Genomic DNA, 24,119 nt, shown 5'->3' on the forward strand with positions numbered 1-24,119 from the left:
GATTCCCGTCCCCGCCTTGCAACGATTTATCGATTAAGATAACGATCGTACGCAGCTTGCTTAATTTCGATGGCTCTGTCGATCTTCAGGCTTTTCAGCTTTTCCATGTAACCGTCGTAAGCATCGATGGGCTCGGAGCCCAGAATGATTTTCAGCGACATCTCATCGATCAGCGTGTTGACATCGTTCATGATTTTCGCAAGCTCTGACGCTTCCTCCGAAGTAGGCGTCGAGAGTCCGAGACTGTATTTGTCCGCATCCGTATTCGACCAAATTTCAAGCGCTTCTCTTTGCTCGGGAAGCTGCATATACTGCTCGATATAGCGCTTGTCCTGCACGAAAGGTCCGCCGGAATTGCCGCGAATATACAGGGACATGGCTTGAGCGGGAGCGAGCTTATCCGGATTGTTCATCAGCAGATCGGTATATTTCGGATAGCCGTCCACCATCGTATAGCTGACTCCTTCTTGGCCGAAATTGAAGTACATGTGTCCTTCTTCGCTGTAACCCCAATCCAGCAGCTTCGCCGCCAGCTCCGCGTTCTTCGAAGTCGCCGAGATGGCCACGTTGTCATAGGTCGTATATTTGTGGTCTTTTTGCCCGAATTTCGGTTTATCGCCTTTGTTCAGCACAGGATATGGAGCAGGAGCGAGAATTCCGTTGGGATCCTTTTCTTTCAGAGCCGGCGTCCACTTTCCGATGCCGCCGCCCGCGTTGCCGATCGTAATCCCGGTCTGTCCCGATGTGATATTGGCGTCAAGCGCTTTGCCGTCGACCGTTGCGATGTTTTTATCGAGCAAGCCTTCGGCATACCACTTGCGCATGGTTGCGAGAAATTCCTTATAACCGGGCTGCATCGGTCCGTAAACAACTTTGCCGTCTTCTTGGAAAAATCCTCTGTTCGCGCCGTACGCGCCTACGAATGCGCCGTTGCCCAAAGCTCCTATGCCTGTAAAAGAAAGCGGTGCGGCAACGCCCTTCTTTTCTTTAAACGCTTTCAAAACCGTATAATACTCATCGATCGTTTCCGGTATTTGCAGTCCGAGTTCATCCAACCAGTCTTTGCGGACGATCGGCCCTTGGTACACCTGCAGCAAATCGTCGCCGCGAATGAAAGGGAAAGTATAATAGCTGCCGTTATCGGTTTTGATCATTTTGTCGATTTCCGGATGCTCGTCCAAATATTTTCTCAGATTCGGCGCATATTGATCGATGACATCATTCAGTCTGAGAATGTACCCGTCGTTGATCGCTTTCTCCGGTCCTCCCGGGAAGCTGAACCAATCGTACTCGATCATATCCGGCAAATCGCCGGAAGCGAGAAGCACGTTCAACGATTCCTTCTCTTGTCCTGCAGGAGGACTGATAAATTCGACGGGAACCCCCGTTCTTTTTTGCCACTCTTGAAAGAACGGGACTTCTGCCACAGTTGGTTTAACGGTGATATATTCGCCCCAGTAGGTCAGCTTCTTGTCCGTTTGAATGGGGTAAGTTGTCGCACCGCTATTTTCGGAAGGCTCGGACGAACCGCGGGCGTTCTCGTTGTTCGCGGAAGGCTCGGACGGCTCGCCGGCATTTCCGTTGTTCGACGAGCAGCCCAGCACCGTGATGCTAAGCAGCACCAGTGCAAGGAACATCGCTATCAGACTGCTTTTCCGTTTCATTTTTCGTATGACCTCCGTATGTATAAAGTAGGGCAATTGGAGAATCCGGCCGGATCCTTACCTTTAGTATGGCGCACACCCGTCTGAAACGGAATTTGCAGAAGTCGAGACGAAATTTGCAATATCGGTTTTACATGTTGGCAAAAACGAAAATGCGGTTGGCAAAACTCGAACGTTTATCGTTTAAACCCTTTTCTGGTACTGTCCGGGAGTGACTCCTTCGTATTTTTTAAACGTCCGAATAAAGCTGGTCACTTCGTGGAAGCCGACCATGGCTGCAATCGTTTTAATGCTGTTGCCGTTTTCCGCGAGCAGTCTTTTGGCATGAGCCAATCTAACGGCATTGATCGTGTCCAATATGCCGTTGCCGGTGTGCTCTTTGAAAAATTTGGACAAATACGTTTGCGTCATTCCGAAATGATCGGCGATCATCGTGATATTCAAGTTCGGGTCCGCATAATTCGTTTGAATGAAGGAGATGATGTCCGCGCATCGTTCTTCCACAAGCATCTTTCTAGCGGATTGCTGCTGCTGCTTGCGCTTATGAGCGGTAAACTCGCAAACCTGGCTCAGAATCGCGAGGAACTGCCGCTCCATCTGTTTGACAGATTCGCATGTGATGAGGTCGTCGATTTTGTTCCAAGTCTCGACCGTAATGCTGTCCTGTACGTCCGCAATTTCATTTATCGTTTTCAGCAGCGTGCCGATCATGTTGAACATCAGACATTTGACAAGTACTACCGATACGTTCTCGCGGTTCACGTTCTTTTCGATAATGTCCCGGATGATTGTTTCCGCGAGCGCATAGTCGCCCGCTCGGACCTGATTGATCAGCTGCTGCTCCACCTGCATAGGGTAGTAGTAGCTAAACCGCAAGGAATCTTGTTCCATCGACCGGATATCGTCATGCGTAATAATTTTGCTCCCGCCCACGACGAATTTGTATTCCATCGCATCCAAAGCTTCCTTGTACGCTTCGGAGATTCCCGTTTCGTTCCGTTTGATGCCGCTGATCGAAATCGTCGTATCGATTCGAAAATTGTTCAGCAGAAAGCGTTGAGCCTCTTCCGCCAATATCCGCAAATTTTCAAGGTCGGCTTCATCGTCCGCTCCGTTCGGGTTGATCAGACAAACCGGACAATCGTCCACTTCAATCATGACGCCCTGATGCTTCTGGTTAACCAACTCTTCCACAATGTTCGTCATGATGAAGTGCATCAGCTTGAGCTTGCCCAGGCTGCTTTCGCCCGGCACACGTTCGAAAAACGATTCATAATCCCGTACATGAATCAGCATAACGACAAATCGATCCGACTTGAAGTCGACGTTGAACGCGGCGAACGATTCCTCGATCGGCAAGTCCTGAACGGCTTTACCTTTGAGCAGCTTGGAAAGCATGTTGGAACGCAGCATATTGGTCTGCTGCTTCATCTTATAATGAATTTGCTCCTTCTCGCTGAGTGCGTTCACAATCGATGCCTGAATATAAGAAAATTCGTTGCCTTTCATATCGACCGGACCTCTTTGGCCGTGCAGTGCATGAAGGATTCGATTAATAGGGTTATAGTTGATGCGAAGCAGATAAATGGTCAGGAGAACGCCGCCCGCAAGGCTGATGATCAGCGCCACAACCGTCAAATTGTTCATCTTTTGCGCTTTCTCCCAGTACAATTTGCTCGGCACGGCGATGACGTATGTAATTTTTTGGTTCGCGGATTTCATGTAAAAGATTTCGGAGCGTTGTCCGCGGAAGTCATAGAAAAAGCTGCCCTTCTCGCCCGCAAACTGTTCGAACAACAGATTCGGGTCGGTATCCGAGCCGGAACTGGAGAGAAGGAGACGATTCGTTTCATCCAGAAGCATCACTTCCCCTCCGCTGAAAGCTTGCACACTGCTGATCACCTTCAAAAGCTTGTCCGTGTCCAAAAGCACCACAATCGCCCCGAGCGGCGGATCTCCTTTGTCGCCTTTGAAGGAATGGATGTAGGCCAGCGCGCTTCCTTGGGAATCCGATCTTTTCAGTTTCAAGAAACGGCCGTTGAAGTAGGTATTGAGCAGTTCCATCCATAATTCATATGAAAGACGTTCGCCTTCGTGGATCGTGTTGTGCCCCAATTGGAGATCCCGGTAAACGCCGGGGAGCAGTACGATTTGTCCTTCCCGCCAATACACATAAAAATTTTTCACAAACGGATAAAAGTTCGAGTAAAGCCCGAGTTCTTTGGCCGTCATGTACAAGTCGTATCGATCTTCGTTCATCCTGTAATAATTCGAATACAACAAGGCACGAACCCGGGGATTCCATGTTAATTCCGAAGTGAGTCTGATGGCGTTATCGATTTGACTGTCAATGCTCAGCCTGACTTCCTCCAGTATCGCGCCGTTCGCCCGATGAATTTCGCTCCTCAGCATCTTTTCGGATTCGTAATTGACCGCTACGCTTATCAGAACGGGGACCAACAGAACGATTAAATAAGACAACAGCCAAGAAAGCTTCACGCTGCGGAGTTTGAAGCGGAACTTCTTTTTATTCATGATGATCCTCCCCCTGCTGGATATGAAATTCGACGTAAGAGTCGCCATTCCTTGCGGTTATGCGGGCGCAGGGGATAATCAACATCCGATATATTTGCACGGCTAGGATAAGTAAGATTGACACCATTCGGGATATTGATAATAATTGAATAAAAGCAACGGGGAAGCACCTCGCGAAGCCAAACACCTTACGTGTTGTCTTGCGGGGTGTTTTTAGTTAAAGGAGGCAACCGTAGGTTGTGCGCGATAACGAATATATGTAGCAAGGGAGGATGAATGTGCGATGACGGATAAGAAGCGAAAAGATGCGGCCGAACGGGTCAAGGAGCAACCGGTCACGTACGAGGTTTATGCAGCCATGCCCGAAGACGGGCAGCGTTACGAGATTGTCGACGGAGTGTTGGAGATGCTGTCTCCCGGTCCGTCTACATCCCATCAAGCGGTTGGCGGGGAATTGGAATACGTCTTGAAGCAAAGCTGCAAATCCGATTATGTCATCTACGATGCTCCGTTGGATGTAATTTTGAGCGAGACGGACGTCCGGCAGCCGGATATCATTATGATTCACCGCAGCCGGCTGCACATCTTGACTCCCCGCGGCGTGGAAGGCGTTCCCGATTTGGTGGTTGAGATCGTATCTCCGGGATCCCGGAAGCGGGACAAGGTCGACAAATTGAAAACGTACGCGAAGTACGGGGTTGCTGAATACTGGATTGTCGATCCGGACGCTCGAACGATGGAACAATTTGTTTTGCGTGACGGAAGCTTCGAGCTCCACAACCTGTTTGAGGGCGACGATCCGGTAACATCGGATAAGCTGCCGTGCGTCCGCTTCATCATAAGCGACATTTTTAAGGAAATACCGGATTTTTTAGAATAGTCATTAAAGTGGTATTGACGGGTTGGCGGTTCAATGCTACCATAAATGCAAGCGCTTTCTAAAATGATTTCAATGCTGCTTTTTCAAGCCTCAAGATCCCCATTTATGAAACCCATTTCATGAAAATTGTCCGTCGAAGCAAGCTTGCCGAGCATATACTTAACTTACTTTTCACATTCCGACATAAAACTAAAGACAGTTGTAACGCATCGGGGATATATTCAATCGAATTTTATGAAATGGGTTTCATGAAATAGGTTTCAGTAATTGCCGCACAAACTGATCGAATGGAGGCATATTCCATGGAATTGACGACGAACACGTTACCTCCGGTCCAGCTTTCGCCCAATGCGGTTCGCATCAACGGCAAGCCGGAAATTGTGCTCTGCGCGTCGCTCTTTTATTTCCGAATCCCAAAGGATCTATGGCGGGAAAGAATGGATCAGCTTAAAGCGTTCGGCTACAACTGCATCGATGTGTACTTCCCGTGGAATTATCATGAACTGAAAGAAGGCGTTTGGGATTTCGGCGGCGAGAGGGACGCAGAAGCGTTCTTGCAGACCGCCGCGGAGGCGGGACTATGGGTCGTGGCGAGACCGGGGCCGTACATCTGCTCCGAATGGGATGGGGGAGCGCTGCCGGCCTATCTGCATGCGGTGGACGGCATGAAGCTTCGGGATAACGATCCGATATTTTTGAGCTATGTATCGAAGTGGTTTGACCGCATTATGCCGATGCTTCAAAGATTTCAAGCCGGAGCCGGCGGAACCGTCATATTCGTACAGCTGGACAACGAGCTCGATTTTTACGGATGCTCCGATCCGCCGGGCTACATCTCGGCGTTGCGGGACATGGCCGCAGGCCACGGCATAACGGTGCCGATGATCGCATGTGCGGGACAGGGCGGATTGTTGGAAGCGTCGGGGCTTTCGGAAGGCGTCGTGCCGACGTGCAATTTCTATCCGAACGACCGGGACCGGCATTTCGAAGAGAAAGTTGCGCATTACAGGGATCTGCTTGCGGGCATGGAGTTGCCGCTGCTCGTTACGGAGACGAACCGTTCGCACTACCTGCTCAGAAGGCTGCTTTCCTGCGGAGTGAAGCTACTCGGCCCGTACTTGCAGGTGTCCGGAACGAATTTCGGATTTACGAACGCAACGAACAATTGGGGATCGCCGCTTGCCTTCCTTACATCCGACTACGATTTCGGAGGGATGATTTCTCCGGAAGGTCATATTCGCGATGAGGCCTACGAGGGGAGATTGCTGGAGCGGATCATACGTGCGTACGGTGAGACACTGATTGAAGCGGAAGCAAGCAAGGACGGCGGCGGTTTTCAGACGGCGGCCGCCTCGAGTGAAGATACGGCGGTGCATGCGGCATTAAGCTTGCGGCACGGCGGACATTTGTTGTTCGTTACGAACGTGGGCAAACGCATCGATGGTTTGTCAATCGATACGGACGGCGTTAGTGTTCCTCGCTTAACGAAGCTTGTCCTGGAAGAGGGCCGTTCATTGGCATTGCCGTTCGGAGTGCCTCTTCGGACATGGGGAATCGACGGAACGCTGCTGTACGCAACTGCCGAGCTGTGTCAAGCGAAGCAGTGCGGCTCCAAGACGGTGCTTGTGTTCCATACGGATCATGAAGGGGAAATCTCGCTTCGAGTTCCAACCGCGGTGTCCGTGAAGACAACGGATTTGTTTGCGGAAGAACGGGACGGGGCAATCACCGTTAAGTTTCAAGCCGGACAAACCGCTTCGTGCCGTATTGAACTGCCCGACGGGAGCATGCTTGAAATTGTCACGACGGACCGTTCGAAAGCTTTGTTAATAGAAGACATAGACGAGAAGGGAGGCATCCGGTTCGGACAAAAGATCGAGTATCCCAGGGAAGCTGTCGAGCTTCCGGTCTCTTGGTCGGTTAGAGCCGTTCGGCCGGATGCGTCGTTGTCGGCCGCTGTCGGGCAAATACAGGTTAGCGGACAGCCGGATTATTTGGAGAAATACGGTATATTCAGGGGATTTGCTTGGTACGAAGCGAAGGCAGGCACGGAACCGGGAGAAACCCGCAAGGGCATCCTGCTGCAACAAGGCAGCGACGTTGTCTCTCTTTATATCGGGACGGAATACGCGGCCACCGTCGTGCCGGCAGGAGGAAGCCGTTACATTCCAATCCGCAATGTAGGAAATGAAAGCGATAACATCACGGCCCGGGTCGAGATTTGGGGACACTCCAATTTTGACGACAACAGGCTTCCGGGACTGCGATTGAACGCGATGAAGGGAATACGGGGGCTTGTCTCGGTATCGAACGTGGCGGATTTGACCGATAATTGGCGGGTGAAGCGCGTTGACGACCGGGAGCTCCGCAAAGAATACACCGCACCGGCAGATGACTCCAGGTGGCCCGTTGTAAGCTTTGGCGGATGGATGTCGACGGACGAACCGGCTCTCGAATGGTTCAGGAAAAGCTTTACGCCGTCAGGCCGGTCGGACTCGTGGACGCTGCATTTCGAAGGTATGAAAGCGCTGTCCCGCGTGTTCGTCAACGGACAAGATGCGGGAACGGTAAATCCGGCCGATCCTTACGTAGACATCTCACCGTTCGTTCAGCCGGGAGAACGGGTGCAGGTGGCGGTATTTGTAGAAAGAATGCCGGGTATTCCAGTCGGCCGGGTACTGCTGTATGAGGGAACGTCGGCCAAACAATGGCGGGTTTCCTCTTGCCAAGAAGATGAATTATTGGCGCATGCTTGTCTTGTTCAAGGGGATGCGGTGCATGCCGGGATGCCGGTCTCGTTCAATACGGGAGAAATGTGCTGGCTGTACGGCTCGGTCGGCGATTCGAATGAAGGCAAAGGATGGAGAGTCCATGCGAAGGGAACAAGCGTGAAGCTTACCGTATTCATCAACGGGCGTCTCATTGGCCGATTGTGGATGCCCGGAAGCTCCTCGCGCCCCGACTTCAAAGGAGGTCACCCGGAGTCGTTCTATGTGCCCGGCGCGTGGTTCCGGGAAAGCAGCAATCAACTCGCGATTTTGCTGGAAGCGGTAGAAGGCGAGCGCATCTCAGAGTTAAAAGCGTTATCGTTTGTCCCCGTTTAAAACCGAGTTTCCAAGAATTATCAATCCATACCGAACAGGAGGGGCGCCATGAGCGCGACTATTAAAGCGGCCGTCCAACCAAGCAAGGCAAGAACGCTGAGCGCATCGTCGAAATGGAGGCGGTTTTGGAACAATAAGACGCTTCTCATCATGTGTTTGCCTGCAATCGCGTTCTTCATCGTATTTGCCTATTTGCCGATGCCCGGTCTCTATCTCGCATTCATTCAATTCAATTACTCGGACGGTATTTTCAACAGCCCGTTCGTCGGATTCAACAATTTCCGCTTCCTGGTCATCAACGGCGATTTGTTTCGACTTACGTTCAACACCGTAGCATACAACCTGGCCTTCATTGTGCTTGGAAACGTGCTGCAAATTTTCGTTGCCGTACTGCTCAACGAGCTCCGCAGAAAATGGTTCAAAAAAATATCGCAGACGCTAATGTTTTTGCCGCACTTTATTTCGGCGGTATTGATCGGCTTGATCGCTTACAACATTCTTAACTACGAATTCGGATATTTAAACGCAGTGCTTAAGTCGTTCGGCATGGAGCCGCTCAAGACGTATTCGAACCCGGACATATGGCCGTTTATCATCGTTCTTACGTATTTGTGGCAGTCGACGGGATACGGTTCGATCGTCTACTTCGCCGCCATCATGGGGCTTGACAACGAAATTATCGAGGCTTCGGAAATCGACGGAGCGAACGCGTTTCAACGGATTATCTACATCATTCTTCCATGGCTTAAGCCAACGTTCATCATTTTGCTGTTATTCTCGCTGGGCGGCATTTTGAAAGGGAATTTCGGTCTGTTTTACAACTTGGTGGGCGCCAACAACACAAGCCTATATGCGACGACGGACATTATTGAAACTTACGTCTTCCGCTCGTTGATTAACAATTTCAACTTCTCAATGGGCAGCGCGGTCAGCTTATATCAGTCGGTGTTCGGATTTTTCGTCGTCATTACTGCTAACTGGCTGGTAAGAAAATATTCACCGGAAAATTCGTTATTTTAGGGGGTGCCGAACATGGATAACACTATGGAGCAATCGTCCCGAAGCATTCGTACCGACCTAAGTGGAATCATTATCAAGGTGTTCGGTTACGTCTTTATTTCCTTATTCGCGCTTTTCTGCCTGCTTCCGTTCCTGCTTGTACTCGGCACGTCCTTCACCTCGGAAACGGCAATCAAGAAGTTCGGCTTCAATTTCTGGCCTCGGGAATTCAGCACGTTCGCCTATAAGATCGTATTTGAAAATCCGGACATCATCATCGGATCGTACCTTGTGACGATCGGCATCACGCTGGTCGGAACCGCGGTCGGACTGTTTCTCGTCGCCATGACCGGATACGCGCTGCAGCGTCCCGATTTTCAATATAGGAACTATATTTCGTTTTTCATATATTTCACTACGTTGTTTTCCGGCGGACTCGTCCCTTTCTACCTGCTCATGACGCATTACTTGAGCTTGAAGGACAACTACCTTGCCGTTCTTCTGCCCGGACTGTTGAGCCCGTTCCTGATCATTATGATGAAGGCTTTCGTTAAATCGATTCCGCATGCGATCACCGAATCGGCGAAAATCGACGGCGCCGGCGACTTTACCATCTTTACGAGGCTTATATTGCCGATGACGACACCCGCGCTTGCGACGATCGGCTTGTTTATCGCGCTTGGCTATTGGAACGAGTGGTATCATTCCATGCTCTTCCTGTCGTCGGATATGCAATACCGTCCTCTGCAATTGTTTTTGTACAACGTCGTGACGACCGCCGATTTCATCCGAAACTCGTCGGCCGCTTCCAATGTCGAGCTTCGGGACATGCCGCTCGAATCGATGAAGATGGCGACGGCTGTTGTGGCGACGGGGCCGGTCATATTGTTCTATCCGTTCGTGCAGCGCTTCTTTATCAAAGGGATTACTGTAGGTGCGGTGAAAGGGTAACGTTGTGCTGGAGGTTTCAGCGACCTCTTCACATATAACCGAAAGCGGTTACGCGATCGGAGCAACTATTCAAATAACGGGGAGGAAGTACACATGTTAAAGGTAAGGAAGCTTATGGCCGTGTTCCTGGCGCTTGTGCTCACGCTAAGCATCGTCGCCTGTACCGGCGGGGGAAACAATGCAACCGGCGGGGAAAGCCAGGGCACGGACAACAAAGGCACATCGGGTGAAACCGCAAGCGGTGACACCGGAGAAATCGATACGTCCAAGTTTGTCAAAATCAGTTATGTAGTTCTCGGAAACAAGCCGACAAACGGACAATTCGAGGCAGTGATGGAAAAAGTCAACGAGATAATGAAAAAGAAAATTAACGCGGAGCTCGAATGGAAGTGGGTCGAATGGGCCGATTGGCAGACGAAATACAACCTGCTGCTTGCTTCCGGCGAACCGCTCGATCTGATCACGATCGGCACCGACTGGCTCGATACTTGGGGCAACGCCCAAAGAGGCGCGTTCAAGCCGCTTGACGATTTGCTGCCGAAATATGCGCCGATCACCTGGGGAGAAGTCCCGGAAGAGCACTGGGCGGAGAGCAAATTCAAGGGCCAAATCGTGCTCATCCCGGAAAACAGCTTTACGCAATGGGTAAACCACGGTTTCATGTATCGCGGAGATTGGGCGAAGGAAGCGGGCATTACGGAGCCTATCAAGGATTTCGAAGGAATCGGGAAATATTTGCAATATGTGAAAGACAACAAGCCGGACGTCATTCCGTGGGACGCAACGGGAGCGGGCGGCGTATGGGACGGCTGGGTCACGTCGAATAGCGACAACCTTGGATTGCCGATCTCGACCGGGTATTTGCCTGTTTTCTTCACGAAATCGTTCGACGAAAAATATACGGTCGTAAGTCCGGTGTTTGACCAAATGTTCGTCGATTTCGCCGTGAAGATGAAAGAATGGGGAGACAAGGGCTTCTGGCGCGAAGACGTGCTGAACAATAAGAACGATAACCGTGTCGCGTTGAAGGCGGGTTTGTCTGGCATGGATCAACACCACACGATGACGTTCTCCGGGCTGCGCGTTGACATGGACAAACATCAGCCGGGCTCCGAGCTGCAGTTCTTCCCGTTCTCCAGAACGCGCGGCAACCTGCTGGAGATGTCGATCACCCATGGCGGCACTTCGGTCGGCGCGCGCAGCAAAAACCCGGAGCGGGCGCTGATGGCGTACGACATCATCCGCAACGACGAAGAAGTGTACCGTCTGATCAACTACGGAATCGAAGGCGTGCAGTATGAGATTAAGGACGGAAAACGCGTTCGTCCGGAAGGATTTGACGAGGCGAAGCACGGATTCTACTCCGACTTCTGGGGCGGACGTGTCGATAAGCTTGAAATTCCAAGCGAAACGACGTGGGATCAAATCGACGAAACGATCTACGCCGAGTACGATAAATACAAGAAGCCGTTTCCTTACGGCCAGTTCGTCTTCGACAAAACTCCGGTTGAGGCGGAGCTCGCGGCGATCTCCCAGGTTACCGGAGAGATGGGCGCGGCGATTTCTTACGGAAAAGCGGGCGATCCGGTGAAAGCGGTTGAAGAATTCCGCGCGAAACTGAAAACCGCGGGCTACGACAAAGTGTTGGCGGAGCTGCAGCGCCAGATGGATGAGTATAAGAAATTGATCGAAGGATAAACATCAAACATTAGCGGTGCTCTGCCGTATTATGATAAAAGGCAAACTCCCTATGCCTTGCTGGCGGAACGGGGGTTTGCCTTTTGTCAACTATTACAATCATTTGCGATATTTGTTATCCTAGAAGCATTATCTTCCGAAAGGAATAAGGAAATGAGAAACATTACGGTCTACGATATCGCCAAGGAAGCTAATGTCTCGGTCGCTACAGTCTCGCGTGTGCTGAATGACACGGCCCCGGTAAAGATAAGCACAAGAGAAAAGATCATGTCGATCATCAATAAATATCAGTTTCAGCCGAACGCGCTTGCCAGAAGTCTCATAAGCAAGTCGACGGGCATGATCGGCGTCATATTGCCGGATATTACGAACCCGTTTTTTACCGAAGTGTTTCTTGGAGCGGAACACGAAGCCCGCGATAAAGGATATACGTTCTTTCTCTGCAATTCCGGCGGCGAGTACTATCGGGAATCGGAATATTTGTCGGTGTTGAATGAAAAAAGGGTGGACGGCATCATTTTTCTCGGGGGCAGAGTGAATTTGGTGCGCAATAAGCCTGAGCTTGTGAAAGAAGTGGCCGAGCTGGCCGAACGAACTCCTGTCGTTCTAATAAACGGCAATTTGCCGAAATGCAACATTCACCGGGTCGTGACGGATGAAGCTTTCGGAGCGGAGCTGCTGACTCAACATCTCATTGACCTCGGTCACCGGGAAATCGCCTTTCTAGGCGGTATGGAGCACATTGCGCCCACCGTCCAAAAGTTGAAAGCGTTCAGAAGGAAAATGGAAGAAAACAATTTGCGCGTCAGGAAAGAGTGGATTGTTTACGGAGAATATTCGGTCAAATCCGGGAAACAACTTATGAATCGGCTGATCGATATGGCGCATAGGCCGAGCGCCGTTATATGCGTGAACGATTTTACGGCGGTCGGCGCGATCAAAGCCGCGGTTGAACGCGGAATGCGCATTCCGGAGCATATTTCGATTGCAGGATACGACGATACGCCTCTATCGACGACAGTCATACCGGAACTGACCACGGTTTCGCAGCAATCCCACGAGCTTGGCAGACAGGCGGTTCAAATTCTTCATCAGCTGATCAATCGGGAAAAGATAAGAAAGCTGACGCTGCTCCAACCTAGTTTGGTCGTCCGTCAAAGCACTGGTTTATATACGGAACAGCGGTAAAGTTTGGTTATAAATGTTCTTTCGCTTCCGCCGCTATGGCCTTGGAGATACAATGGTTGTGTCGGGCCGACGAAATATCGCGGAAAGGAGCTGATCGACTTGATTCAGAACCTTGAGGTGATTTCCGTTTAGACGGAAATCATTTGAGGCTGGAGGCCGCAAGGCCTCCTCCATTTCTATAACATAAGAATTTATAAATTTTCAGGTATGAAAAGGTAAATTCTTATGTTTCAAGAAAAACTTCCTCTAAGCGCGGTCTGGCTTCCTTGAGTTACTTCGAAGAAGTTTTTCTTATTGTTTGCGTTTCAGACGAGTGGATTATTTTGGGAAAATTTTTGTTGTAAGATGAAACTGCTTTCATTATACTTGAGGAGTGACTATCATGCCGAATACGATCAAGTTGATCGATACTTAACTGAATAGCACACAATGGAACTTGGCCGTAATGAAGTCACCGTCGATTTGGCGCAATGCGGTAATTGTATTGTTTTTCGTTATTATGCGATATGTAGGGCGTTCCTGTGGAGAAATTACGATCCACAGTTTTTTTATTTTTACGCTGAAAAATCACTTAACTATTTTGAAGGGAGGCAGGCAACATGTTGAGAGTAAAGGCTGTTGCTCATCATGTAAGGAAGTACTTGTTAGAGGAGGATTTTTATCTTGAATTACAAAAATGGAAGAGATGTGCTTCCCCCTAGTTTGCTTAGAGAACTGCAAAAATATATTCAAGGCGAGCTTATTTACATCCCTAAGCCCGCCGATCAACGGGCAAGCTGGGGCGAGCTCAGCGGAACCCGGAAGATGATCGCCGAACGGAACGAAGAGATCAACCGCCATTATTCGAACGGATGGTCCGTCGCCGAACTGGAGCGGAAGTACCACTTATCGGGGGAAAGCATCCGGAAAATTATCGTCAAGTCGCGCGATAAGCTGATCATGTAACGGAGGAACTTATGTCGATATTACAAACCCTTCCGGAAAGCTTCCGGAAGCAGCTTTCCGGAGAGCCGGTATTCAGCGCGAAAACGGATCTTCAGCCCAACGGGCATTTCGGCGAAGAGTGGTTGACTTTCTCGGAGAGCGAAGTTATGCTTTGGCGCGCCGACGGAACGCAATCTCTCAAACTTGAAATGAAGGAAATTAAAGAAGCCCGGGCCGTGAACGGAGTCGGCGGCGGAACGCTGATAGCCGACACGATGAAAGGGCCGGTTGTCATTGTAAGATACACCGCGGCTTTATCGTCCGTATTCGGATTCGCCGCGAAATTGCTGAATGCGGTTGCCAAGGACGAGGAGCGTCCGGTCCAATCGGAGAATGAGTTTCCGCGTTATTGCGCGCGCTGCGGCAATCCGCTCGCGCAGGGCACGCAAGTATGCCCGATCTGCAGAAATAACGGCAAGGTGCTCGTCCGAATGCTGCGGTACGCCAAACCGTACAAGCTGAAGATGATCGCCGCCGCATTCCTGCTTGTTTTGACGGCCGCCGTGGAAATGATCCCGCCATACTTGACCAAAGTGATGATTGACGACGTGCTGCAGCCTAAAGATATGGGATCGACGCTGCTATGGGTTGTGCTCGGACTTGGCGCCACATCCTTGGTTATGTCGGTCATGCAGACGGTTCGAGGACTGATCGGCGTATGGGTCGGGTCGAAATTGATGGGCGATCTGCGCAAAGATATTTACAATTCGCTGATGAGGCTGTCGCTCGCTTTTTTTGACAGGCGGCAAACTTCCCAGTTCATCGGGCGCGTCAACAGCGACTCGGAAGCGATGCGCCAGTTCATGACGGACGGCGTCGTCTGGGTTTGCGGCGAGTCTCTCCGGGTCGTCGCCATCTTCGTCATCATGATGGGCCTCGATTGGAAATTGACGCTGTACGCCCTGCTGCCGGTGCCGGTCATGATTGCCGTATCGATGACGATATGGCCCAAGATCGGCCGGCGCTGGTACCAGCAGTGGCGGTCCATCTTCCGTCTGAATGTGCTGGTCGGCGACTCCCTCCAAGGGATTCGCGTCGTCAAGGCGTTCGGCCAAGAATCGACGGAGATGTCCCGTTACAACGAAGCGAACCGCGAGGTCGTGCGCCACAACATTCGAATCGAGGGACTGTGGCAGGGTATGTTCCCGCTGTTTTCGCTCATCGCGGGAATCGGCACGCTGCTCATATGGTATAACGGCGGTCAAGCCGTGCTGAGAGACGAGCTTCAGCTCGGTGTGTTAATGGCGCTCATCGCTTATCTCGGCATGCTGTTCGGCCCGCTGCAATGGGTAAGCCAGATGATTAACTGGGCGAGTCATGCGCTTTCCGCGGCCGACCGCGTGTTCGAGATCATGGACACCCCTTCCGAGGTGCCGGACGTTCGCGATCCTTATCCGATCGGAACGATCAAGGGCGAGGTCGATTTCAACAACGTTTCATACGGTTACGAAAAGCATCATCCGGTCTTGAAGGGGATCGATTTGCAAGTGAAGGCCGGAGAGATGATCGGGTTGGTCGGTCATTCGGGTGCGGGCAAATCGACATTCATCAATATGATCTGCCGGTTCTACGATGCGGATGAAGGCTCGATCAGCATCGACGGGATCGATCTGCGAAGCATCAGCCAGTCGGATTTGCGGAAGCAAATCGGCGTCGTGCTGCAGGAGACGTTTCTGTTCGACGGGACGATTGCGGAAAATATCGCCTACTCCAAGCCGGATGCCACGCCGGAAGAAATTATGCGGGCAGCGAAAATCGCCAACGCCCACGATTTTATCATCCGGCTGCCCGACGGGTATGACACCAGAGTGGGCGAACGCGGACACCGGCTGTCCGGCGGTGAGAAGCAGCGCGTGGCGATTGCCCGCGCGATCATACACGACCCGCGCATTCTGATCCTCGACGAAGCGACCGCTTCGGTCGATACGGAGACGGAGCGGCAAATTCAACAAGCAATCGCCCGGCTCATCGATGGCCGCACAACGTTCGCCATAGCGCACCGGCTGTCCACGCTTCGCAACGCGGACCGCATAGTCGTGCTCGAGCGGGGGAAAATCGTCGAAGTCGGCACGCATGAAGAGCTGATCACCAAAGAAGGGGCTTACTTTAAGCTCGTCGAAGCGCAGAAGGAGCTGTCCAAGATCAAGGGGGTTGAGGGCGGATGAGCGACACTTACGAAATACACATATTTGAACCGAAAAGCGTTATGTTCAGCCGCGGCCCGGGCGGCGTGTTTCAAGGCGTGATCGGCGGCAAACCGTATGAAGAGCTTGTCGTATTCCGGGCGTTTCCTTTCTTGTATACGACGAAATACATTTCGATTCGGGATGCGAAGGGTGAGGAGCTCGGCATCGTCCGAGATATCGAAAAGCTCGACGAGGAAAGCTGCAAAGAATTGGACAGGGAGCTGCAGTTTCGTTACTTCCTTCCGAGGGTTACGCGAGTGGACAGCGTGAAGCACAAAACCGATTTGTGGCTCTGGGAGCTGCAGACGACGCTGGGCCCGACCCGCATGGCGATGCGAAACCTGCACGAGCATATGCAGTTTCCCGGCGGAAGCCGCATCATCTTGACGGACATTAACGGCAAAAGGTGCGAAATAACGGACTGGCGCGCTCTCGACGGCCACAGCCGCAAGCAGCTGACGGATGTTGTATAGTATTGGAGACTGTTCCGGAGGTGGATCTGGTGATCCGCTTCTGGGGCGGTTTTTTTTTTTTTTTTCTACGACTGACCAATAAACTAATTTTCGGAAGTTTTTCTTGCAATGTCAAAAGAAGTTTAGGTGTGAAACTTTACTCTTTGTGACATTATAGCAATGGTATGTTTATACGTGGTTGCAACATTGCGATAATTTCGATGAAATATGTTGCCTCGCGTCGGTTATGGCAATATTGTGTTTATAACCTGATGTCGCGACAACCACTTATGAACAGAGTTTTGCCATAACGCTCTGCAAGCAGCATTTTTTCAATAGAATTACGGAAAATGTTTTCCAAAACCATACAGAATATTGCTTAACTGCGATCAAGACGGTCGATGTCAGTTAATTGGTCAGTAGTAGTTTTTTTTGCAAAAAAAAATCAACTAAGTGTGCCGCATGCTGATTGATGAAATGAATGCGGCGGCGGATATTGCCGCCGCTGCTGCTGAATGTGCAATTTCTAATCCCCGCGACTGTTCACCGCTCCCCGCTTCATTCATTATATTTCACCCGATATCCGATTAATTAACCTCCGTCGAGACGGAGACTTGCAGTCTTTAATAAACTAATGTCATTATTTGCCGTTATCGTCGTCTTAAAGCATTGTCCAATTTCTCTTGCAACACTTTGTCATCGGATAGTCGCCTTTCCTGACTTATTAGTAAGAGGGAGGCTGACTAATTCAGCTGCGTGAGCGTGTTTGGACGCTAATAGTCAGGAACCCCGGCTATTTAGTCCGCTTGATCCGTATTAATAGTCGCCTTTCCTGACTAAAGCATAAAAAATACCGTTTTCGCTTCGAATTAGTCAGGTTTTTCGTCTTAATAAATCAGGAAAGGCGACAAAGAGGATTGGCTGACAAAGTGGAATGGCTAACAAAGAGGAATGGCTGACAAAGAGGAATATGATTTCAATCCACGAGACGGCTTCGACATTGCTGTAGAGTGCACGGGAGGCAAGCTCTCGGAAAGCGCCGATAATCAGGCGATCGACATCTTGAACCCCGGCGGTCATATAATAATGATGGGCGTTTCGGACAGAGAGTTCGCTTTCGGATTACCGCACCGGGGATGGAAAAAAGTATTGCTGGAATTTCAATGGCAGAGGCGTACGTATAGTAACATAACACGGTGAAATTGAGTATGTTGACTTTGCGGACATTTTTGCATTATATGGGGGATTTATATGCTGCCGTGACGAACGATATGAATATACCCCCAGAGCTTCGGGACGCGCCGGGAGTGAAGTCATAGTAACCGGGATGGAGATGAATGCAAATGGAGGTTCTTCACTCATTGTATGAGCTTTATTGGCTGACTCATTACGAAATGTTTATTCGTGTCGTTATCAGCGCCTTGCTCGGCTTTCTTATCGGCTGGGACCGTGAAGCGAAAAGCAAACCGGCCGGGTTGAAGACATACATGTATGTTTGTGTGGCGAGCACGTTAATCACGTTAATTTCGATATACAGCGTACAGAAATTCGGCTCGATCGGCGACAGAACGATGATGGATCCGATGCGATTGACCTCACAGATTGTCGCCGGGTTGGGTTTCTTGGGTGCGGGTGTCATTTTGAAGGACGGTTTGCAGGTGAAAGGGTTGACGTCCGCGGCCATGATATTGTTCGCGGGGGGAGTAGGCATAGGAATCGGAGCGGGATTTTACGGCATCGTTATCTTTACGGTAACCGTCTCCATGCTGATGGCAAGAATCGGGCATTTAGTCGAACGGAGAAAATATATGCGGTCAACGGGCAGGAGTGAAAATATTAAATAGAGAAATAATGATAAAGCATAGAGGACGGGGGAAATGATATTGAAAATCGTCATATTGGACGGACACACCCTGAATCCGGGCGACTTGAGCTGGAGCCCGCTTGAGGATTTAGGGGACGTTGTCGTTTACGATCGGACAAGCTCCGAATCGCTCGTCGAGCGGGCGATGGGGGCGGATCTGCTGCTTACCAACAAAACGCAGCTGCGCGCCGACACTTTAAAGCAACTCCCGAATTTGAAATATATAGGGGTGCTGGCCACCGGTTACGACGTCGTTGATGTGGCGGAAGCGGCCGTTCGCGGAATACCGGTGACGAATGTCCCGGCGTACGGGACGGCTTCGGTCGCCCAGTTCGTATTCGCATTGCTGCTGGAGCTGTGCCACCGGTGCGGGATGCACAGCGACGCCTCCCGCGGCGGCGAGTGGGCGGGCAGCGCCGATTTCTGCTTCTGGAAATCGGATCTCGTCGAGCTCTCCGGCAAGACGCTCGGGATTGTCGGCCTTGGACGGATCGGCGAACAGGTCGCAACAATTGCGCCGGCGTTCGGAATGAACGTGGTCGCACATACCCGGTCGCGCAAGAGTTCGCCGGTTGAAGGCATGAGCATCGTCGAGCTGGACGAACTGCTGGCAGTGTCGGATGTCGTGTCGCTGCACTGCCCGTTGACACCCGAAACGAAACATATGATCGACAGCTCGGCGCTGCGCCGCATGAAGAGATCCGCATTCTTGATTAACACCGCCAGAGGAATGTTGATTAACGAACAGGATCTGGCGGATGCGCTGAATCATGGAACGATTGCCGGTGCGGCGCTGGATGTGCTTTCCGTTGAACCGCCGCCGGCGGATCATCCGCTGCTTCGCGCCGCCAACTGTATCGTTACGCCGCATATCGCATGGGCGACGCGCGAAGCGAGAAGCCGTCTGCTGGATACTGCCGTAGACAATGTGCGTGCGTTTATTAACGGAACGCCCGAGAACGTTGTGAACGAAATGCCGCGCCGTTGATTTCTTTACAAATGCTTTGCGGTTCCTTACACTGAATTGGACGGACCGATGTAAGGGGATGACCGCGTTGGACAACGGTAAACCGACCCATCTTTATATCGATATCAAGGAACGAATCAAAGAGGATATTAAGCACATGGCTCCCCACACGCGGCTTCCTTCAAGGACGGCCATGATGAAGCGGTACGGCGTGACGAGGACGACCATTGAGAAAGCCGTTTCGGAGCTTACGGGGAGCGGTTATCTGTATTCGGTGAACGGCAGCGGAACCTATGTTTCCGACAGCATGCCCGAAGGATCCGGTCGGACAGGTTTGGCGGCAAGTCGAACTTGGGGAGTCGTCCTGCCGAGCATTACGGAAGACTTGTATCCGGAAATTGTCAGAGGCATTGAAGATACGGCAAATGTTCACGGCATTCACATTATTTTGTGCAATTCGGACAACGATGCGGACAAGCAGCATGCCTACTTCGAGAAGCTGGCCAACGCCAAAGTGCAGGGTGTTATCGTTGTGCCGGCCATTACAAGAGCTCCGGTCTCCGATTCGTTTGACCTGCTTGCTTCACGGGGCATCCCATTCGTGTTTTGCAACCGGATTGTTGATGGGGTGGATGCTCCGCGGGTATTGTCGAATAACTTTTACGGCGCATACTTGGCCTCAAAATATTTGACCGGTCTCGGTTACCGCGGCATCGCTTATATCGCTTCGCCGCTTTATTCGGTCGCCGATCAGCGCTATCAAGGCTATCTGGCGGCGCTATATGAGGCGGGGATCGTGCCGCGACCGGAGATGGCCGTCATGTTGGACGAATCGAACCAGAAGAAGGCCGGCTACGAAGCTTCGAGCATGCTGTTTGCGCTCAAGGATCGCCCGGAGGCGGTCGTATGCTTCAACGATGAGATGGCGGAAGGACTTTACGAGGCCGCCAAGGTGGCCGGTCTTGAGATTGGGAAAGATTTGGCTGTCGTCGGGTACGGGGATACGCGCGTTTGCGACCGGCTTCCGGTCAAGCTTACGAGCGTCAAATACGGAACTTACGAGACGGGGAAGCATGCTGCGGAAATATTGCTTCGCGCGATGCGGGGAGAGGCGGCCGGCAGTGCCGCGACGGTTGTTTTACAGCCGGGCATGTCGATACGGGAAAGCTGTGGAGAAACTGTCGATGATCATACGCTCTGAAAAACAGGGCGTAATTTTTTTGTTGTGGAAATCGATCAGACAGATTTATAATGTTGTTGAAATCAATACGACAGATTTTCCTGAAGAGGAGACGAAAACGATGAAAACCGATGTAAGACGTATGAAAGGCATTATCCCGGCGTTGATCACCCCCTATTCCGATAACGGCGCGATTAACGAAACGGTAACGCGGCAATTGGTCAACCATTTGCTGTCGAAAGGAGTAAGCGGTTTCTATTTGAGCGGAAGCACGGGGGAAGGCTTTCTGCAAACCCCTGGCGAGAGGAAGGCGTTTCTCGAGCTGGTGATCGGCGAGGTGAACGGTAAAGTTCCGGTCATCGCTCATGTCGGCACCATGGATACGGCGACAAGCGCGGAGCTGACGCGGCATGCCGCGAAGGCAGGCGCCGATGCGGTGTCGGCGGTCGCTCCTTTCTATTACAAGCACGGGTTGGAGCAGGTGAGAAACCACTATCTGGATATTGCCAATGCGGCGGACGTTCCGCTGATCATATATCACTTTCCGGCGATGACAGGGGTTCAGGCACCGGCATCCTTCTATTCGGAGCTGGCCAAGGAACCGAATATTGCCGGCGTTAAATTCACGTCTCAGAACGCGTTTGAGTTGCAGCAGCTGATCGATGCGTGCGGGGAACATTTTCTCGTGTTCAACGGTCCGGATGAAGCGTGTTTGTCAGGCTTGGTGATGGGCTGCGCGGGGGCGATCGGAAGTACATATAACATCATGCCTGCTAAGTTTGTGCAGCTGTACGATTCGTTCGTCAAGGGAGACTTGAAGACGGCAAGAAAAATTCAATCCGAAGTCAATGCGGTCATAGCCGAGTTGCTGAAGTACGATTTTATCGCCTTCGAGCGGGAAATATTGAAGCTGCAGGGACTGGATGTGGGGAATGCCCGAAAGCCGATTCAACAGCTGAACGATGAGCAGCGGGCCGCAATACGCAAGTTTGCAAAGCAGTACGCTTTCCTGGAGACGGCGTAAACCGCGGTGTTTGTCAATATCGTTGACAAAGCAAACCCCTCCGGCCGGCAGCCGAAGGGGTACATCTATTAATAAATCCGGTGCTTCCACCCGTTCAATTTTGCCATAGCTTCGACATAGTAATAATCTCCGTAAATGAGAGATACGTCGATAAAGGATGTCCCGCTCCCTGTGCCGTGGAGCAAGATCGCTTCGTGTTCCGGCATTTCCCAGGTGGCGTAATTCTCGGTCAAAGATTGCAAAATCCGTTCGGCGGCTCCGGCATACAGCTGCTTCTCGCCGGCAGGCACGGCGTCCGCGATCTCGAGCAGACCGGATGCGGCGATGGCGGCGGCGGAGCTGTCGCGCGGCTGACCTTCCAACGATTCCAGGCGGAAGTCCCAGTACGGTACGAGGTCTTCCGGAAGCGCGGCGATAAAATAGTGGGCGATCCGTTTAGCCGTGTCGAGGAACCGGATATCGCGCGTATAACGGTACGTATTTGCGAAGCCGTGCAGCGCCCAGGACGTTCCCCGGCTCCAGGACGATTCGGGCGACAGCCCTTGACCGCCGAACGACTCGATGTATTCGCCGGTTTCGGGATCGAACGAAATGATATGGTTGGTCGAACCGTCCTCGCGAACGCCGTAACGCATCGTCGTTTCGGCGTGGCGGACGGCTATGTGCCGGAAACGCGGATCGCCGGTTACTTCGCTTGCCCAAAACAGCAGCGAAATATTCAACATGCAATCGATAATGGCCCAGCCGGTTTTGTCGGCGTTCCATGCGCGGATGAAATTGCCGACGGGATTGAACCGGCCAGCAAGGAAGTTGGCCGCTTCCAAACCTCTGCGAAGCCCGTCCCGGTCGCCGGTGATTTTGTATTTAATAACGGCAGTGGACAAGAACTGGAAGCCCACGTCGTGGTGAAGCTCCTCGGTAGGCTTGACGAACCATTGCTCCAATTCTTCGTCCCAACGCCAGGCGGCCTCTTTATAGTGATCTTTGCCTGTCATGTCATACATTACCCAAAGAATGCCTGGCCAGAAGCCGGTCGTCCACCAATCCGACCCGATATCGTCGAATTTGCCGTCCCCGCCCGCGAAATGCGGCGTTTTTGTGCCGATTTGCCGGATCATGCGATCCACTTTCGTTTCCAGCCGTTTCATGATATCCGCTTTGTACGAAGCATCCACCTTTTGTTCCTCCATTGCTGTTTTTCTAAATCATATCGCCGCAATCCGGTTAAAAGTTGCATTTCCATGCGGTGTAATGTTGAAATGTTGCGCTTTCGGGATTACCATTAATATTACGGCCATTACACCATTGCCCGAACCGGAGGAGGCAGCTTGAACCGATGAACCCTTTATTCGAACCAGTGCGTTTTGACGGCAAACCTCTTCTGTGGGGTTACAGAAGCCGTGCCGACAAACACTTTAAAGGCTTCTACCATTGGCACCAATGCTGCGAGATGCTGTTTGTCCACGAAGGAGAGGGAAACGTTATTTTGGACGGGCATACTTACGAGATTCGGCGGGGAATGCTGTTCTTCTTCCAACCTTTCCAGCTGCATAAAGTATTTCCCAGCGTCACGGGCCAATGTCCTTACGTACGGAGCGTCATTCATTTCAACCCTGCCGTCTTGGCGGAAAGCATTCGTGCGTTTCCGCAGCGCCACAGCTTGTTCGTTGAATTGTGGCAGTCGCATAAGGCGCTGCAAGCGGTGGATATGAACCGGCAAGCGGGCTTTGTCGAAGGGGCATTGTCAATGTATGAAGACGCGGCTGCTTCAGGCAACGGGGAAGACGATGAGGAAATCGCGCTGCTTTTTCTCCAGTTATTAAACGCAATTTCAGCTGCCGGCCAAGCCGAGGAAGGCCCCGCTGCGGGCAAAGGCGGCCATCGCCCGCTGCGATATTCGGAGATGATTATGCAGTGGATTGAGCAGCATTACATGGAGGACGTTCATTTGGACCGGATGGCGGAAGCGCTGCACCTGTCCAAATTCCACGTATCCCGCGTGTTCCGGCAAGAAACCGGCGGCAGCATCACGGATTATTTGACGGCCAGAAGAATTAAACAGGCATGCAGGTTGCTGCAGACCACTGCGCTCCCGGTGGAACGGATCGGATATGAGGTCGGGCTGCCGAATGCGTCATATTTTGTACAGCTGTTTAAAAGAGTCGTCGGAACGACCCCGCTGCGGTATCGCAACAGTCACAGGCTTTGAACTCGATTTCAAAAAATAAAACTATTTCCCGCTGCGGGCTGTCTCAAATACCTTTTTTGGGATAGCCCGTTTGCATTTTTGCCCATCTTTGAAAGCGGTATGAAAGTCAGTTTTGTACACCTTTTCTTTTATAATAGCTACCGACAAAACCGGCTCCGATTGCTACCATAAATGTAGAGAATTACTTTTTGCATCTTGTCCAGTCCGCTTCCGGCATTCATTTTATGAAAGAGG

At 51.5% G+C, this 24,119-nt stretch carries 18 protein-coding genes; 15 read left to right on the forward strand and 3 right to left on the reverse strand.

All coding sequences use genetic code 11. The features are described 5' to 3' along the window. Positions 1 to 26: 26 nt before the first annotated feature. Entirely contained in the window at positions 27 to 1,664 is a 1,638-nt protein-coding gene (locus JET16_RS11205; RefSeq protein ID WP_199615927.1) for an extracellular solute-binding protein, read from the reverse strand. Positions 1,665 to 1,847: 183 nt separating this feature from the next. Then, positions 1,848 to 4,199, reverse strand: coding sequence for an AraC family transcriptional regulator (locus tag JET16_RS11210; protein WP_199615929.1), 2,352 nt, complete (start codon positions 4,197 to 4,199; stop codon positions 1,848 to 1,850). 283 nt (positions 4,200 to 4,482) lie between these two features. Between JET16_RS11210 and JET16_RS11215 the strand changes: the two genes are divergently transcribed. The 14 genes from JET16_RS11215 (at position 4,483) to JET16_RS11280 (ending at position 21,676) form a co-directional block, all read left to right on the forward strand. Further along, positions 4,483 to 5,079, forward strand: a complete 597-nt coding sequence (locus JET16_RS11215) for a Uma2 family endonuclease (protein ID WP_199615931.1) — start codon at positions 4,483 to 4,485, stop codon at positions 5,077 to 5,079. 302 nt (positions 5,080 to 5,381) lie between these two features. After that, complete coding sequence (locus tag JET16_RS11220) at positions 5,382 to 8,183, forward strand: beta-galactosidase (RefSeq protein ID WP_199615933.1); 2,802 nt, start codon at positions 5,382 to 5,384, stop codon at positions 8,181 to 8,183. Positions 8,184 to 8,333: 150 nt separating this feature from the next. Then, positions 8,334 to 9,203, forward strand: a complete 870-nt coding sequence (locus tag JET16_RS11225) for an ABC transporter permease (RefSeq protein ID WP_233531425.1) — start codon at positions 8,334 to 8,336, stop codon at positions 9,201 to 9,203. A gap of 12 nt (positions 9,204 to 9,215) precedes the next feature. Then, positions 9,216 to 10,133 carry a carbohydrate ABC transporter permease gene (locus tag JET16_RS11230; RefSeq protein WP_233531399.1) on the forward strand — a complete coding sequence of 306 codons (918 nt, stop codon included), beginning with the start codon at positions 9,216 to 9,218 and terminating at the stop codon, positions 10,131 to 10,133. Between the two features lie 93 nt (positions 10,134 to 10,226). Then, positions 10,227 to 11,831, forward strand: coding sequence for an ABC transporter substrate-binding protein (locus JET16_RS11235; protein WP_199615937.1), 1,605 nt, complete (start codon positions 10,227 to 10,229; stop codon positions 11,829 to 11,831). 153 nt (positions 11,832 to 11,984) lie between these two features. Beyond that, a complete protein-coding gene (locus tag JET16_RS11240) occupies positions 11,985 to 13,019 on the forward strand; it encodes a LacI family DNA-binding transcriptional regulator (protein WP_199615939.1) in 1,035 nt (344 codons plus the stop codon). Positions 13,020 to 13,682: 663 nt separating this feature from the next. Then, positions 13,683 to 13,964: a CD3324 family protein gene (locus tag JET16_RS11245; RefSeq protein WP_199615941.1), complete on the forward strand. Its 282-nt coding sequence runs from the start codon at positions 13,683 to 13,685 to the stop codon at positions 13,962 to 13,964. 11 nt (positions 13,965 to 13,975) lie between these two features. Continuing rightward, positions 13,976 to 16,168 (forward strand): ABC transporter ATP-binding protein, encoded by a 2,193-nt coding sequence (locus tag JET16_RS11250; protein WP_199615943.1) that lies wholly within the window; start codon positions 13,976 to 13,978, stop codon positions 16,166 to 16,168. Next, on the forward strand, positions 16,165 to 16,662 hold the full coding sequence (locus JET16_RS11255) for a DUF1854 domain-containing protein (RefSeq protein WP_199615945.1): 498 nt from the start codon (positions 16,165 to 16,167) through the stop codon (positions 16,660 to 16,662). The genes JET16_RS11250 and JET16_RS11255 overlap by 4 nt, the downstream gene beginning before the upstream one ends. A gap of 930 nt (positions 16,663 to 17,592) precedes the next feature. Then, positions 17,593 to 17,841 carry a hypothetical protein gene (locus tag JET16_RS11260; RefSeq protein ID WP_199615947.1) on the forward strand — a complete coding sequence of 83 codons (249 nt, stop codon included), beginning with the start codon at positions 17,593 to 17,595 and terminating at the stop codon, positions 17,839 to 17,841. 143 nt (positions 17,842 to 17,984) lie between these two features. Beyond that, a complete protein-coding gene (locus JET16_RS11265; RefSeq protein WP_199615949.1) occupies positions 17,985 to 18,485 on the forward strand; it encodes an MgtC/SapB family protein in 501 nt (166 codons plus the stop codon). Between the two features lie 39 nt (positions 18,486 to 18,524). Further along, the gene (locus JET16_RS11270; protein ID WP_199616053.1) at positions 18,525 to 19,493 is read left to right on the forward strand and encodes a D-2-hydroxyacid dehydrogenase; all 969 of its coding nucleotides are present in this window, start codon (positions 18,525 to 18,527) and stop codon (positions 19,491 to 19,493) included. Between the two features lie 67 nt (positions 19,494 to 19,560). Further along, positions 19,561 to 20,673 carry a substrate-binding domain-containing protein gene (locus JET16_RS11275; protein ID WP_199615951.1) on the forward strand — a complete coding sequence of 371 codons (1,113 nt, stop codon included), beginning with the start codon at positions 19,561 to 19,563 and terminating at the stop codon, positions 20,671 to 20,673. Then, positions 20,657 to 21,676 carry an N-acetylneuraminate lyase gene (locus JET16_RS11280; protein WP_199615953.1) on the forward strand — a complete coding sequence of 340 codons (1,020 nt, stop codon included), beginning with the start codon at positions 20,657 to 20,659 and terminating at the stop codon, positions 21,674 to 21,676. The genes JET16_RS11275 and JET16_RS11280 overlap by 17 nt, the downstream gene beginning before the upstream one ends. 68 nt (positions 21,677 to 21,744) lie before the next feature. Here the strand turns inward: JET16_RS11280 and JET16_RS11285 are convergent, their stop codons facing one another. Then, on the reverse strand, positions 21,745 to 22,866 hold the full coding sequence (locus JET16_RS11285; protein WP_199615955.1) for a glycoside hydrolase family 88 protein: 1,122 nt from the start codon (positions 22,864 to 22,866) through the stop codon (positions 21,745 to 21,747). A 146-nt stretch (positions 22,867 to 23,012) separates the two neighbouring features. Here JET16_RS11285 and JET16_RS11290 point away from each other — a divergent pair, with 146 nt between their 5' ends. Next, positions 23,013 to 23,885, forward strand: a complete 873-nt coding sequence (locus JET16_RS11290; RefSeq protein ID WP_199615957.1) for an AraC family transcriptional regulator — start codon at positions 23,013 to 23,015, stop codon at positions 23,883 to 23,885. The last annotated feature ends 234 nt before the right edge of the window (positions 23,886 to 24,119 follow it).

Source organism: Paenibacillus alkalitolerans (assembly GCF_016482785.1).
Classification (GTDB): domain Bacteria; phylum Bacillota; class Bacilli; order Paenibacillales; family YIM-B00363; genus Paenibacillus_AE; species Paenibacillus_AE alkalitolerans.